We start from the raw sequence: 13,129 nt of genomic DNA, 5'->3' as shown, positions 1-13,129 counted from the left end.
AAAGAATATGAAGCATCGCAAACTCGTCATCATCCCCACCTATAACGAATGTGAAAACATTGCCGATATGATTCAGGCTGTGATGGCTTTGGAGGGGAATTTTGAACTGTTAATTATCGATGATGCTTCCCCTGATGGCACCGCTGTACTTGTTCGGGACCATCAAAACCAATTTAGCGATAGATTACATCTTTTGGAGCGAAAAGGGAAATTAGGCCTGGGGACAGCCTATATTTCGGGTTTTAAATGGGCTTTGAGCAAAGGCTTTGATTACATTTTTGAAATGGATGCGGATTTTTCTCATGATCCCAAAGACCTTATCCGACTTTATCAAGCCTGTGCTCATGAAGGATTTGATTTGGCTATTGGCTCACGCTACATCACCGGTGTCAATGTAGTTAATTGGCCGATCGGTCGCGTTTTGATGTCGTATTTTGCCTCTGTATATGTCAAATTCATCACAGGACTACCGATCAAAGATTCCACTGCAGGATTTAAATGCTATCACCGATCGGTCTTGGAAGGAATAGTCTTGGATAATATTCGCTTTATCGGCTATGCATTTCAGATCGAGATGAAGTTTACCGCTTGGAAATTGGGCTTTAAGATCACCGAAGTACCGATCATTTTTACAGACCGAACTAAAGGCACTTCGAAAATGAGCAAAGGAATCTTCAAAGAAGCCGTATTAGGGGTAATCTGGATGAAAATTAAAAGTATTTTTTCACCCTATAAGCTTAATCAAAGCGAATCGATTGAATGGGATTCACCCTTGAAATAACCACCACAGGAATCCAAAGCACAAGTGCCGTCAATACGGTGATACCCATGTTGATCAGTAAAAATACCGGCCAATTCCAATCAATCGGAACATAGCTCATGTAGTAGCTTTGAGTGTCCAAAGGAATCAATCGAAAGTAATACTGCAAAAAGCCAAAGCCAAGTCCTATGGCATTTCCGATCAGCAAGCCCCGACCTAAAATCCGCATGCCATTCCAGAAGAAAATCCGACGGATTTGAGCATTCTTTGCGCCCAAGGCTTTAAGCAATCCAATCATCTGCGTACGCTCCATAATCAGGATAAACAGGATGGCTCCCATGTTGAAAATGGCTACGAAACCAATTAAACTGATAAACACATACACATTGGTATCCAGGAGCTTTAGCCAATCAAATATTTCCAAATATTTGTCTTGCGAATTGATCAGTTTAAGATCAAGGTCTAGGATTTCCTCCATCCTGTAGCTCAATTCTTCGCTCGGATCCTGATTCACAAAAACTTCTATTCCCCCTACCTCATCTGACTTCCAGCCATTCAGATTTCGAATGGTTTGGAGTTCGCCGATTACTATTTTTTGATCAAAATTCTCCAAAAATGTCTCATAGATTCCCACAACTTCCACACGTCGGTACCGAGGAGGATCTTGTACGAAATACAGGATGATTCGATCGCCCACTTTCAACCGAAGCCGATTAGCAATGAAGCGGCTTAGCATCAATTCATTGGAGGTGCCTGATTCTGGAATTTGAATCAATCTTCCTTCCACCAGGTATTCCTTAAATGCCAAGGTGTCAAAATCCAGCCCCACTCCTTTCATCAAAACGCCTTCCACCTCCTGCTCGCCCTTGATTAAGGCTGCTTTATGCGCAAAGGATTGGGTTTTTTCAATAAATGCTAAGGAGGATTTCTTTTCGGAGAACTCTGATTTGAGAGAAAAAGGCAATTCTTCAAAGGCATTGCTCATGCTAAAGCGCTGAACCTGATAGTGTCCAGTAAAACCATAAACACGCTCAGAAACTGTCTTTTGGAAACCTCCCAAAACCATAAAGGAAAGAATAGAGACAGCCAAGCCCAAAGCCAAACTCCCCACTGCTATTTGGTGGATGGTTTTGGAAAAGCCCCCGCTACCTTTAAAACTGATTCTTTTGGCTATGAAATAGGAAAGGTTCAATAGAGTGATTTAATTTGTCTAAACGCAGCGCAAAATACTATGAAGCATATGAAAAATACAGTTCTTTCCCACTTTTTGACAGGGGTTTTATTTCTCGTGGTGATGTTTTCCATTCATGCTCAGCCAACTCCCCTGACCGGGGCTGAGCGAAGCGAGCTGTATCTGCCTTTGCTTCAAGGTAAAAAAGTGGGGCTAGTAGGTAATCAAACCTCCATTCTCCCCCAATCTGACAAAAAACATGTGGTGGATTTTTTGTTGGAAAAGGGAGTTGAGATCAAAAAAGTATTTGTACCCGAGCATGGATTTCGAGGTACCGCCGATGCCGGAGAGAAAGTGGATAACAGCATAGACCAAAAAACAGGACTTCCCATCATTTCACTTTACGGCAATAACAAAAAACCTTCCGCAGATCAGATCAAAGACTTGGATGTAGTTATTTTTGATTTACAGGACGTAGGAATACGGTTTTTCACTTATATCAGCACTATGCACTACGTGATGGAGGCCTGTGCAGAACAAGGTAAAAAAGTGATCATTTTTGATCGCCCAAATCCCAATGGCAGCTTCGTGGATGGCCCCATGCTCAAGGCGGGCTACGAATCCTTTGTGGGCATGCATCCCATCCCTGTAGTACATGGGTTGACTGTGGGAGAACTCGCCCAAATGATCAATGCAGAAAAATGGCTCAAAGGAGGGATATCTGCCGATTTAGAAGTCATCCCTGTTGCCAATTGGCAGCGGGATCAAGCTTATAACCTTCCTGTAAAACCTTCCCCAAATTTACCCAGTGATTTGGCTATCAAATTGTATCCAAGCACCTGCTTTTTTGAAGGAACGGTGATGTCATTAGGTAGAGGTACTTACGATCCTTTTCAGATGTATGGCTATCCAGATCCTAAATTCGGGAATTTTACCTTTACTCCTGTAAGTATAGATGGCATGTCCAAAACCCCACCCCATCAAGATAAACGCTGCTATGGTGTGGACTTACGGGATGAATCACTTGATCATCAATTTACGCTCAAGTATTTGCTGGACGCGTATGAGAAATCAGGGATGAAAGAGAAATTTTTCAATAATTTCTTCAATACCTTAGCCGGAACAGATGAACTCAAAAAACAGATTTTAGCTGGAAAAAGTGAGTCAGAAATAAGGGAAAGTTGGAAAGCAGGTTTGAAAGCCTACATGCAGAAGCGGGAGAAGTATTTGATTTACGAATAAGAGAGGAGAAGGAAGACTGAAGACAGAAATAGAGCAGTTTAAACATTGAAGCTTTTGTTTTTTGCTAAATCTAGAGTAAATAAAAAAGCGCTGAATAACGAATGATAAATACAGCAGTGAAGTCAAAAGAAGAATTACGAATTATATACATGGGCACGCCCGAATTTGCTGTGCCCGCATTGGAAAAGCTGGTCGAGTCCGGGTGGAATATTGTCGGAGTGATCACTGCCCCGGACAAGCCCCAAGGGAGAGGGCAAAAATTGGTGGGTTCCCCCGTCAAGCAAGCTGCCCAAAAGCTTGGACTTCACATCTTGCAACCAACCAACCTTAAAAATCCTGAATTTCAAGAGGAATTAAAAGCGCTGAAAGCTGATCTTCAGATTGTGGTCGCTTTTCGGATGCTTCCAGAATCCGTTTGGAACATGCCTCCATTGGGCACATTTAATCTTCATGCCTCCCTGCTTCCCGATTATCGAGGAGCTGCCCCGATCAATTGGGCCATCATCAATGGGGAGACCGAAACGGGTGTCACCACCTTTTTTCTCAAGCATGAAATCGATACCGGGAGTATTATTTTTCAGGAGAAAGTACCAATCCTCCCCGAGGATGATTTGGGTTCGGTCTACGAGAAACTGATGAATATCGGTTCTGAATTAGTCCTTAGTACGGTGGAAGCCATAGCCAAAGATGAAGTCAAGCCCTTACCTCAAGATGAAAGCAGAGCGCGTCATCATGCCCCAAAAATCTTCAAGGAAACGGGCAAAATTGACTGGAATCAGACAGCCGAGTCTATTCATAATTTAGTACGTGGGCTTTCCCCCTATCCTGCTGCTTGGGCAGAAATTGATGGTAAAGTTTGGAAATTTTATAAGACCAAAATTTCAGATGAGAAGAAAAAATTGGAGCCTGGGGAATTTTGGTCGGATGAGAAGAAATCCTTTCTGATAGGAACGGGAACCACGCCTCTTGAAATCTTGGAATTACAGCTAGAGGGTAAAAAGCGGATGAAAGCTGAGGATTTTCTGCGAGGGTATCAGATCTCCTAGGAACACAAATCTGTTCATTAGAGCAGGAATGATCGTCCTTTTCTAAGTTAAATTAGGAGCTTTAAGCTGATTCTCATTCGCGAATTCGTGGCTGAATTTTAAGCCACGAATGCATTATTTTTTTGAAATTCTTTTCTCCAAACCTTATTCGTGAATTCTTGGCTTCTATTAATACCTATATCAAATCGCTTCTCCGAAGCTCTCTCCCCCTTTATTCTCAATTATTCTACAATAAGAGCGCCTCTATGAGGCTATTCCTCCCATCAAACCAAATTCTTATTCGTGAATTCGTGGCTAAATTTTAAGCCACGAATGCACGAATTTTTTGAAATTCTTTTCTCCAAACCTTATTCGTGAATTCGCGGCTTTTTTAAAGAACTATATCAAATCGCTTCTCCGAAGCTCTCTCCCCCTTTATTCTCAATTATTCTACAATAAGGGCGCCTCTATGAGGCTATTTCTTCCATTAAACCAAATCTTATTCGTGTATTAGTGGCTGAATTTTAAGCCAAAATGCACTAATTTATTTTTGAAGCATTTTACCACTCTTTATTTGGTACACTAAAAATCTGCGATCATCTGCTCCTTTTTCTGCGTCTTTCTGCGGGAAAAATTTGAGAGAGTTGATTGTTCCAATCTGCTTTAAATTTATTCGTGGCTAGCTTTTAAAACTCATCCACTCAAATCGCTTTTCAGAAACTCTCTTCCTTGTTATGCTAAATTGTTCTACAATAAGGGCGCCTCTCTGAGGCTTTTCCTTCCATTAAACCAAATCTTATTCGTGTATTGGTGGCTGTTTTTTAGAAAACGAAGCATTTCTTTTCTAAAAAATTCTTATTTAATGTGCTTTTTATAATCCATTTGCTGCCCCAATACTCTTACGATAAAAACCCCAGAGTCTATTGGTAGGTAAAATATAGCGTGAGAATCAAAAATATACCTTCTTAATCCTTCGGCAAATTCGGATACATCGTGGCCTAATTCCCGATTTTCCGCTAATATCAAAAAGGCCTTATGCAGTTTATTTAAGTAAATCCTAGCTTGATGAATACCAAAAGTCTCAATCCCAAATTCGTAGATTGAGGAAAGGTCTCTCTTTGCAGCATTGGACAACTTATAATCTCCCATCTCGCTTCATTTTTTCCTCAACTTCCCTCATAATTTCAGGAATACCCGCCTCACTAACTCCGCTTTCTAAGCCTTCCTCTATCAAAGCCTTTGTTATGGTAAATTCTGAATTCTGATATTGATCTTTTCTTAAAAGATCCCGGATGTATTCACTTTCATTGGTGAAATCACCTGCTTCAAGGCGGGACTTAATCCAATCGCTTTGTTTTTGGGTTACTGTGATAGTTTTTCTTACCGTCTTCATTTGAGTTCAATTAGTCATACGATTGATGTAATAAGGCAACAATTTGCTACTAATTTACAAAATTTTAAGGATTAGATAGCTTTACAATCAAATGGAAACATGAGATCACTAGTTCGTTTTACTCGAAATCAAACCAAATTCGCATTCATGCATTCGTGGCTAAATTTTAAGCCAAAATGCGCTGATTTTTTGAAATGTTCTTGGCCAAACCTTATTCGCGAATTCGTGGCTTTTGTTAATAAACAAATCAAATCGCTTCTCCGAAGCTCTCTCTCTTTATTCTCAATTGTTCTACAATAAGGGCGCCTCTCTGAGGCTATTTCTTCCATTAAACCAAAGTCTTATTCGTGTATTAGTAGCTGAATATTATGCCACTAATTCACTAATATTTTTCATGAATGCCAAAGCAAGATTTTTTTGCCCGCTAATCATCGAAGATTTTGAAAAACTCTTCCATAAATCAAAAAATCATTCCGTGCTTTTGTCCAAGCGTTTTTTAGCCAAATCCCTTGAGCCAAAACCTTTTTCGTGGATTCGTGGCTGAGCTCCCTATTTCTTTCAAAATCAAATGTTCTCTCTGAGGCTATTTCTTCCATTAAACCAAAGTCTTATTCGTGTATTCTTCGCGGATTTTTTTTACAATTAAACCTCCTCTTTTAACCATGATCTTTGCAGATTTAAGGGGGAAATTTTTAATTCCACCAAATTTTAAAGAACTTTAAACTCAAACAAACCAGCATTTTAAAAACTAGAATTATGAAAAAGCTACTCTTTATTTTTCTACCTATTTTACTTTTAGCAAGTACCACGGTAGAAGCTCAATTAATCAAAAAACTCAAACAGGCAGCAGAGCGTGGAGCCCAAAATGCGCTCGAGAAAAAAACCGAAGAAGAAGTCAATAAGCTCGTGCAGCGGCAAATAGAAAAGCAACTCAGCGCTCTAGGAAGCAGTGAGTCCAGTCCTCTAAATATGGATATGGAATCCATTATGGCGGGAATGGGTGAACCTGTGGATACCGAGGAAGCCTACGATTTTACAGGGTTTATGACTATGGAAATCATCTCCAAAAATGCCAAAGGAAAGGCCGAAGATCCCGTGCAGATGAAATCACTTTTGACGCCAAACGAATACATCGGAATGGAAATCACCGACCCCAAGTCCAAAGAGGCGGTTTCCACCATTATTTTTGACACGAAAAACAAAGCCTCCATCGTCTTTATGGATAGCGAAGGCACTAAAAACAGCTTTGCTTATAAAATGGATCCCGAAACTATCGTCGATCAGGAAGTGGATAATCAAATCGATGAGCAGGATATTACTTTTGAAAAAACAGGTAATACCAAAACCATCCTAGGATACACCTGCGATGAATACCATGTCAAAAGTGAGGATGGAGAAGGAAACTATTGGATCACACAAGAGCCGATCGAAGGCCTTACTGCTTTCTGGGGAATGAACAGTCCCATGATGAAAAAAGCCACTAAAGAAAAGTATGCCAAGCGATTCAGCCATCTTCCTTCCGGTGATTTTATGGCCATGACCTTTACCGATGTGGATGGCAGCACGGTAGAAATGAACGTCATCGAAATCGATATGAACAGCCCCAAATCCCTAACCATGGCCGAATACCCAAATATTATGCAGGGAATGGGTGAGGATTAATTCACAAACATACTTAGAAATCAAAAGGCAGCGGTTAATCCATTGCCTTTTTTCATTTTCACCCTTTTGATAAATTTTGACTTTTTAAAACCACTTGATCGAGGTAAATTCCGCTTTGAACAAGAATATATGAAGCTAACTCTAATTGCCGCTCGGGCAAAAAATAACGTCATCGGAAAAGAAAATGAACTCGTATGGAGGCTACCCGCTGATTTCAAACGTTTTAAGGCCATCACTACAGGTCACTACTTATTGATGGGAAGGAAAACTTTCCTTTCACTCGGCAAGCCTCTTCCCAATCGAACACACTTGGTCATCACCCGAGATCCTGAATTCGAGGTGCCTGAAGGTCACTATACCTTCCAAAATTTTGAAGATGCCTTTACCTTTTGTAACAAATTGAATTTGGATGAGCTTTTTATTATCGGGGGTGGAGAAATCTATAAACAGACCCTTCCACTTGCAGACAAGTTGATCCTGACAGAAGTAGAGGCCGAACCTGAAGGGGACACCTATTTTCCGGAGTTTGATCCTGCCGAATGGAAAATCACTTTCGAAGAATATCATCCTACAGATGAGAGACATTCCTATGCTTTTCGCTTTGTCGATTATGAACGAAAATAGCCCAAATGACTGATCAAAAAGTAATCTGGATCACCGGAGCATCTTCCGGAATTGGACGAGCAGCAGCACTACGTTTTGCTAATGCAGGCTATGCTTTGATTCTATCGGCACGTGATCTCGAAGCTTTGGAGGAAGTCAAAGCCCAATGCCCTACATCGGATCATGTGAAAATCTTAGGCTTGGACTTGGCCAAATCAGAAGAAATGCCAAACAAGACCCAAGAAGCCATTGCTATGTTCGGAAAAATCGACATTCTCCTTCACAATGCCGGCATCAGTCAGCGGTCTCTAATCAAAGAAACTGCACTTTCGGTGGATCGAAAGCTAATGGAAATCAACTTCTTCGGTACGGTCGCCTTGACCAAAGCGATTCTCCCCCACTTCATTCAAAATCAGCAGGGACATTTTGGTGTGGTAAGCAGTTTGGTGGGAAAATTTGGCACCCCTTATCGATCAGCCTATGCTGCTTCTAAACATGCCCTTCACGGTTTTTTTGATACGCTGAGAGCAGAGCATTTTCAAGACCATATCACGGTAACTTTAATTTGTCCCGGTTTTATCCGAACCAATGTCTCGATTAATGCTTTAACTGCCGATGGTAGCCCGCTTAATGAAATGGATGAGGCACAGGAAAAAGGAATGAAACCCGAAGATTGTGCTGAAGAAATCTTCAAAGCCATCAACCGAAAAAAAGAAGAAGTACTCATTGGGGGAAAAGAAACCTATGCCGTGTATCTCAAGCGTTTCTTTCCCACACTCTTTTCCAAAATCCTCAACAAAGCTAAAGTAAGATAATACCATGAAGCAGATCAAAGCAGAAATCATTGCTATTGGAGATGAATTACTCTACGGGCAGATCGTGGACACCAACAGCCATTGGATTTCTCAGCAGCTGGATCTCAAAGGAGTCAAGGTCATCCGCAAGACTACCGTCGGTGACAATAGAGCAGATATCCTAAAAGCTTTCGCCGAGGCGGAGGTGCGTGCAGATTTGATTTTGATCACAGGAGGATTGGGGCCCACTCAAGATGATTTGACCAAGCCGCTTTTGGCAGAATATTTTGATTGTCCGATTCGGGAGTTTCCCGAGGCAGTCGAAGCCATCACTGACTTCTTCAAACGTAGAGGACGTGAAATGACCCCGCTGAATATCCTCCAAGGACATCTTCCCTCCTGCTGCACCTATGTACCAAATGAAGTGGGAACTGCTCCGGGGATGTGGTTTGAGCGAAAAGACAGCTACTGGATGTCCATGCCTGGAGTACCCCATGAGATGAAAAAGCTCATGAACGACTTTGTGCTTCCAAAACTGCATGAAATTTTCGAATTGCCGGTGATTTATCATAAAGTGATTAAAACAGCCGGAATCGGCGAAAGCTGGCTCTCTGATATGATTAATGATTGGGAAAATGCACTTCCGGAACACATTCGGCTCGCTTACCTCCCCTCATTGGGTCATGTCAAATTGAGACTGACAGTCTTTGGAGAAAATCTGGAAAAAATTCAGCAAGAGGTAGAGCAGCAAATCCGCTTGGTCTTGCCCCGTATCGAGAAGTATGTCTATGGATTTGATGCGGAGACCTTGGAAACAGCAATTGCCAAACTTTTGAAGAATTCGGGGAAAACCCTAGCTTTGGCAGAGAGCTGTAGTGGTGGCTATGTCTCTCATTTGATCACAACGGTAGCTGGAAGCAGTGCTTATTTCCAAGGTTCGGTAGTCCCTTATCACAATCAGTTTAAGACTGAAATCTTGGGCGTTTCGCCCGATACCCTTCAAAAAGTGGGAGCTGTCAGCGAAGAAACGGTTCAAGAAATGGCTGAAGGTGTGAGGAAACTATTTCAGTCAGACTTTGGGCTTTCCTCCAGTGGAATCGCCGGTCCGGATGGCGGTAGTGAGGAAAAACCCGTAGGAACCGTCTGGATAGCAGTCAGTAATGGACAAGAGACAAAAACCAAAAAACTGCAACTGACTCAGGATCGAATGCTAAATATTCAACTTACAGGAGTGGCACTTCTCAATATGTTGAGGATTTTCATTTCCAAGATTGAAGAATAAAATTTTATACTAAAGGCTTGTTTCAATGTTTGATAAAATTTAATTTTAAAACTTGAATATAAACCCAATTAAATACCAAAAATAGTATGGCAAGTGTAGAAATGCTGATGCCCAAAATGGGCGAAAGTATCATAGAAGGCACCATCCTTACCTGGCTCAAAAACGAGGGAGATACCATCGAGCAAGATGAGTCGGTTTTGGAAGTGGCCACCGATAAAGTAGATACCGAGGTACCTGCCACTCATGGTGGAGTACTCAAAAAGATATTGGCTAAAGAGGGAGATGTCATTGCTGTAGGCGCACCTATCGCGATTATTGAGACGGACGAAGAGGTTTCTTCGACTCCAGCTGTTGCCGCTCCTGCTTCTGAAGAAAAACCTTCCCCTAAGGAAGAACTTGTAGCCGCTGCACCTGCGCATACCGAGTCCTTACTAGCGGCAGCTGAATCCGAATCAGCTGCATCGGACGAACGATTCTATTCTCCTTTGGTGCGAAGCATCGCAAAGGAGGAAGGTATAGGAGCAGCCGAACTCTCCAAAATCCCCGGAACGGGCAAAGAAGGTCGCGTCACCAAGCAGGACATGCTGGATTACCTGAAAAACAGAGGCTCACAGGCTCAAACTAGTCAGCCTGCTGCACCTGCACCATCGATTGCTGAAACGCCGAAAGCTCAGGTCAGTATCTCTGCCACCGATGAAATCATCGAGATGGATCGCATGCGCAAGATGATTGCTCAGCGTATGGTGGATTCCAAGCGGATTTCACCCCATGTGACCTCCTTTGTCGAGGCGGATATGACCCATATCGTGCAGTGGAGAGAGAAAAACAAAAATGCCTACAAACAGAAATACGGAGAATCCATTACCTATACCCCTTTCTTTATAGAGGCGATAGCCAAAGCGATCCGGGATTTTCCAATGATTAATATTTCCGTAGACGGGGATCGCATCATCAAGAAAAAGGACATCAACATCGGAATGGCCGTAGCGCTGCCCTCCGGTAATTTGATTGTACCGATCATCAAAAATGCCGATCAGCTCAATTTGGTAGGGATTTCTAAAAGAGTAAATGACCTCGCCAACCGTGCGAGAACCAACAAACTGACTGCTGATGATCTTAGCGGAGGAACTTATACCGTTTCTAATGTAGGTTCCTTTGGCAATGTCATGGGCACACCGATTATTCCGCAGCCACAAGTTGCCATTATGGCAGTGGGTGCGATCGTCAAAAAACCAGCCGTAGTAGAAACGCCCACAGGCGATGTGATTGCTATTCGGCATAAGATGTTCCTCTCCCACTCCTATGACCACCGAGTGGTAGATGGATCCTTAGGTGGCATGTTTGTGCGGCGAGTAGCTGACTACCTGGAAGCCTTTGATATGAATTCTACCTTTTAAAACTTAAAGCCTCGATATTCGGGGCTTTTTTTTGGTTCTAGGCCTGGCAGGTCTTCGAAAAAAATAACTAAAAACCCTCCAAGGGTTTTGCTTATTCGAAAAGAAGGATAATATTTTTTCACAATATTCAAAAAAACCAATCCCTTGGAGGGTTCAGCGAATAGGTAAAAATCAAGCCAATATTGAGGTTCTCAAGACTATTTTCCATTCGGTGCCGATTAGATTACTTGTTCCTTTTCTTGTCCTTTTGGCTTAGCCCAAAAGGACCAAAAACCACAAATCTCAATACCGGTCCATTCTATTATCTTTCGGATTAACCACATCACAGTGATGAGTAGCCCGTCCGCCCTCGATGGATCTCCAGTCACAACTAGAAGACTTCCCTTTTTCATAATCACAGTTAAAACCTAATCCTCAGGAGGGTTGGTTTACCTAAATACGCTGAAGACGCAAAAAATTAGAGCCCCAAATGCAATTTGGGGCAAAAGAGTCAGATCATTACAAGAGCGCTGAAGGCGCGACCTGTTTCAATTCGGATTACAAATCCTAGGATAAGAGTTCGAGATTTCAAATCTCGAACAACCTTCCTTAACCCTGTGAGGCTGGAGGCAAAAATCAAACTAAAAATTTTAATCTCAAACCTGCTCTTTTTCCAAAAAAATAGTAATTTAATCCATCGTTTATTTTTACCGACATGCAGACAATCAGAGTCAAAAGCGCCGGAAGTAAAAAGAAACCTGTAATCCATGTGCAGTTTAACTATGATCCGCTTTTGATCCGTACGATAAAGACCTTTTCGGGAGCTACTTGGAGTCCTAGTCTGCGCGCATGGATTCTGCCCCATTCCGATTCCATCATTTCGGACCTGCTTTCCGCTTTTAAAGGAAAAGCCTGGCTTGATTATTCAGGGTTTAAGAAAATAGAGCAAGCCCCCTCAGATCTCCTCCCCAGACTTTCTGAAGATCGAAAATCGGATATAATGAAGTTTGTCGATTATATGAGAAATCGGCGACTATCAGAATCTACGATAAAGCAATATGCGTCCGGATTAATTCTATTTTTCAGATTTTTGGACAATAAAGAACCCCAGCTGATTGATTCCGAGGATTTACAGATTTTTCAGAAAAATTATATTTTAGAGAATAACTATTCGGTTTCCTATCAATCCGGAATAATCAATGCTGTCAAAAAATTTTTTGAAAAACAAAAAAACAGAAAGCTTGACCCCCTTAATATTGAACGACCCAAAAATGAAAAAACACTACCTCATGTGCTAAGTAAAGCTGAAGTAAAAGCAATTCTGCATGCCCATCAAAATTTAAAGCATAGAACCATGCTCAGTTTAATGTATGCTTGTGGGCTTCGGCGGGAGGAACTTTTGAATCTGCAACTCGAAGATGTAGAATCTGAGAGAGGGATACTAAGAATAAACAAAGGAAAAGGAAAAAAGGACCGAATGGTACCAATTAGCGACAAAACCATTGAAATGCTGCGTCGATATTACCTAAGTTGCAGACCAAAGATTTATCTGTTTGAGGGACAACAGGAAGGCAGACCTTACAGTGAAGGAAGCATTCAAAAAGTATTAAAATCAGCATTAAAAAAGACAAAAATCAAAAAACCTGTCACTCTTCATTGGCTTAGGCATTCTTATGCTACCCATTTGCTGGAAGGAGGTACAGACCTGAGAATCATTCAGGAGCTGCTCGGTCATCAAAGTAGCAGTACTACTGAAATCTATACCCATGTATCTCAAAAGACCTTAAACAAGGTGAAAAGTCCCTTTGATGACTTATAGAT

At 41.7% G+C, this 13,129-nt stretch carries 13 protein-coding genes; 9 read left to right on the top strand and 4 right to left on the bottom strand.

What is annotated here, in order from left to right; translation table 11 throughout:
* Positions 1–7 precede the first annotated feature (7 nt).
* A complete protein-coding gene (locus BLQ57_RS15305; protein WP_087940457.1) occupies positions 8–781 on the top strand; it encodes a polyprenol monophosphomannose synthase in 774 nt (257 codons plus the stop codon).
* Here BLQ57_RS15305 and BLQ57_RS15300 read toward each other — a convergent pair.
* The gene (locus BLQ57_RS15300; protein WP_087940458.1) at positions 738–1,952 is read right to left on the bottom strand and encodes an ABC transporter permease; all 1,215 of its coding nucleotides are present in this window, start codon (positions 1,950–1,952) and stop codon (positions 738–740) included. The two genes, BLQ57_RS15305 and BLQ57_RS15300, sit on opposite strands and share 44 nt — an antisense overlap.
* A 102-nt stretch (positions 1,953–2,054) precedes the next feature.
* Here BLQ57_RS15300 and BLQ57_RS15295 point away from each other — a divergent pair, with 102 nt between their 5' ends.
* Positions 2,055–3,173 carry an exo-beta-N-acetylmuramidase NamZ family protein gene (locus BLQ57_RS15295; RefSeq protein WP_240507844.1) on the top strand — a complete coding sequence of 373 codons (1,119 nt, stop codon included), beginning with the start codon at positions 2,055–2,057 and terminating at the stop codon, positions 3,171–3,173.
* A 101-nt stretch (positions 3,174–3,274) separates the two neighbouring features.
* Positions 3,275–4,219, top strand: a complete 945-nt coding sequence (gene fmt, locus BLQ57_RS15290; RefSeq protein ID WP_205635633.1) for a methionyl-tRNA formyltransferase — start codon at positions 3,275–3,277, stop codon at positions 4,217–4,219.
* 834 nt (positions 4,220–5,053) lie between these two features.
* Here fmt and BLQ57_RS15285 read toward each other — a convergent pair.
* Together BLQ57_RS15285 and BLQ57_RS15280 are read right to left on the bottom strand one after the other, a co-directional pair.
* A complete protein-coding gene (locus BLQ57_RS15285) occupies positions 5,054–5,347 on the bottom strand; it encodes a type II toxin-antitoxin system RelE/ParE family toxin (protein WP_087940461.1) in 294 nt (97 codons plus the stop codon).
* Complete coding sequence (locus BLQ57_RS15280; protein ID WP_087940462.1) at positions 5,334–5,591, bottom strand: ribbon-helix-helix domain-containing protein; 258 nt, start codon at positions 5,589–5,591, stop codon at positions 5,334–5,336. The genes BLQ57_RS15285 and BLQ57_RS15280 overlap by 14 nt, the downstream gene beginning before the upstream one ends.
* Before the next feature lie 756 nt (positions 5,592–6,347).
* Here BLQ57_RS15280 and BLQ57_RS15275 point away from each other — a divergent pair.
* The 5 genes from BLQ57_RS15275 to BLQ57_RS15255 all read left to right on the top strand — a co-directional run bounded on the left by BLQ57_RS15275 (position 6,348) and on the right by BLQ57_RS15255 (position 11,329).
* Entirely contained in the window at positions 6,348–7,253 is a 906-nt protein-coding gene (locus tag BLQ57_RS15275) for a DUF4412 domain-containing protein (protein ID WP_087940463.1), read from the top strand.
* Between the two features lie 129 nt (positions 7,254–7,382).
* Positions 7,383–7,877: a dihydrofolate reductase gene (locus BLQ57_RS15270; protein WP_087940470.1), complete on the top strand. Its 495-nt coding sequence runs from the start codon at positions 7,383–7,385 to the stop codon at positions 7,875–7,877.
* A gap of 5 nt (positions 7,878–7,882) precedes the next feature.
* The gene (locus tag BLQ57_RS15265) at positions 7,883–8,671 is read left to right on the top strand and encodes an SDR family oxidoreductase (protein WP_087940464.1); all 789 of its coding nucleotides are present in this window, start codon (positions 7,883–7,885) and stop codon (positions 8,669–8,671) included.
* Positions 8,672–8,675: 4 nt separating this feature from the next.
* Positions 8,676–9,932 carry a competence/damage-inducible protein A gene (locus tag BLQ57_RS15260; RefSeq protein WP_087940465.1) on the top strand — a complete coding sequence of 419 codons (1,257 nt, stop codon included), beginning with the start codon at positions 8,676–8,678 and terminating at the stop codon, positions 9,930–9,932.
* 86 nt (positions 9,933–10,018) lie between these two features.
* Positions 10,019–11,329: a dihydrolipoamide acetyltransferase family protein gene (locus tag BLQ57_RS15255; protein WP_087940466.1), complete on the top strand. Its 1,311-nt coding sequence runs from the start codon at positions 10,019–10,021 to the stop codon at positions 11,327–11,329.
* A gap of 218 nt (positions 11,330–11,547) precedes the next feature.
* Here the strand turns inward: BLQ57_RS15255 and BLQ57_RS21220 are convergent, their stop codons facing one another.
* Positions 11,548–11,721, bottom strand: coding sequence for a hypothetical protein (locus BLQ57_RS21220; protein ID WP_169712816.1), 174 nt, complete (start codon positions 11,719–11,721; stop codon positions 11,548–11,550).
* Positions 11,722–12,023: 302 nt separating this feature from the next.
* On the opposite strand from BLQ57_RS21220, the gene xerA reads away from it, so the two are divergent.
* On the top strand, positions 12,024–13,127 hold the full coding sequence (xerA, locus tag BLQ57_RS15250; protein ID WP_092824103.1) for a site-specific tyrosine recombinase/integron integrase: 1,104 nt from the start codon (positions 12,024–12,026) through the stop codon (positions 13,125–13,127).
* Positions 13,128–13,129: the final 2 nt, after the last annotated feature.

It is taken from the genome of Algoriphagus faecimaris, from assembly GCF_900101705.1.
Taxonomy (GTDB): domain Bacteria; phylum Bacteroidota; class Bacteroidia; order Cytophagales; family Cyclobacteriaceae; genus Algoriphagus; species Algoriphagus faecimaris.
Note: the sequence above shows the minus strand (reverse complement) of the source record. Positions and strands in the feature narration are given on the sequence as shown.

Coding starts and splice junctions, on each gene's coding strand:
- BLQ57_RS15305 (WP_087940457.1), top strand. CDS start 8: ATGAAGCATCGCAAACTCGTCATCATCCCCACCTATAACGAATGTGAA.
- BLQ57_RS15295 (WP_240507844.1), top strand. CDS start 2,055: ATGTTTTCCATTCATGCTCAGCCAACTCCCCTGACCGGGGCTGAGCGA.
- fmt (WP_205635633.1), top strand. CDS start 3,275: ATGATAAATACAGCAGTGAAGTCAAAAGAAGAATTACGAATTATATAC.
- BLQ57_RS15285 (WP_087940461.1), bottom strand. CDS start 5,347: ATGGGAGATTATAAGTTGTCCAATGCTGCAAAGAGAGACCTTTCCTCA.
- BLQ57_RS15280 (WP_087940462.1), bottom strand. CDS start 5,591: ATGAAGACGGTAAGAAAAACTATCACAGTAACCCAAAAACAAAGCGAT.
- BLQ57_RS15275 (WP_087940463.1), top strand. CDS start 6,348: ATGAAAAAGCTACTCTTTATTTTTCTACCTATTTTACTTTTAGCAAGT.
- BLQ57_RS15270 (WP_087940470.1), top strand. CDS start 7,383: ATGAAGCTAACTCTAATTGCCGCTCGGGCAAAAAATAACGTCATCGGA.
- BLQ57_RS15265 (WP_087940464.1), top strand. CDS start 7,883: ATGACTGATCAAAAAGTAATCTGGATCACCGGAGCATCTTCCGGAATT.
- BLQ57_RS15260 (WP_087940465.1), top strand. CDS start 8,676: ATGAAGCAGATCAAAGCAGAAATCATTGCTATTGGAGATGAATTACTC.
- BLQ57_RS15255 (WP_087940466.1), top strand. CDS start 10,019: ATGGCAAGTGTAGAAATGCTGATGCCCAAAATGGGCGAAAGTATCATA.
- BLQ57_RS21220 (WP_169712816.1), bottom strand. CDS start 11,721: ATGAAAAAGGGAAGTCTTCTAGTTGTGACTGGAGATCCATCGAGGGCG.
- xerA (WP_092824103.1), top strand. CDS start 12,024: ATGCAGACAATCAGAGTCAAAAGCGCCGGAAGTAAAAAGAAACCTGTA.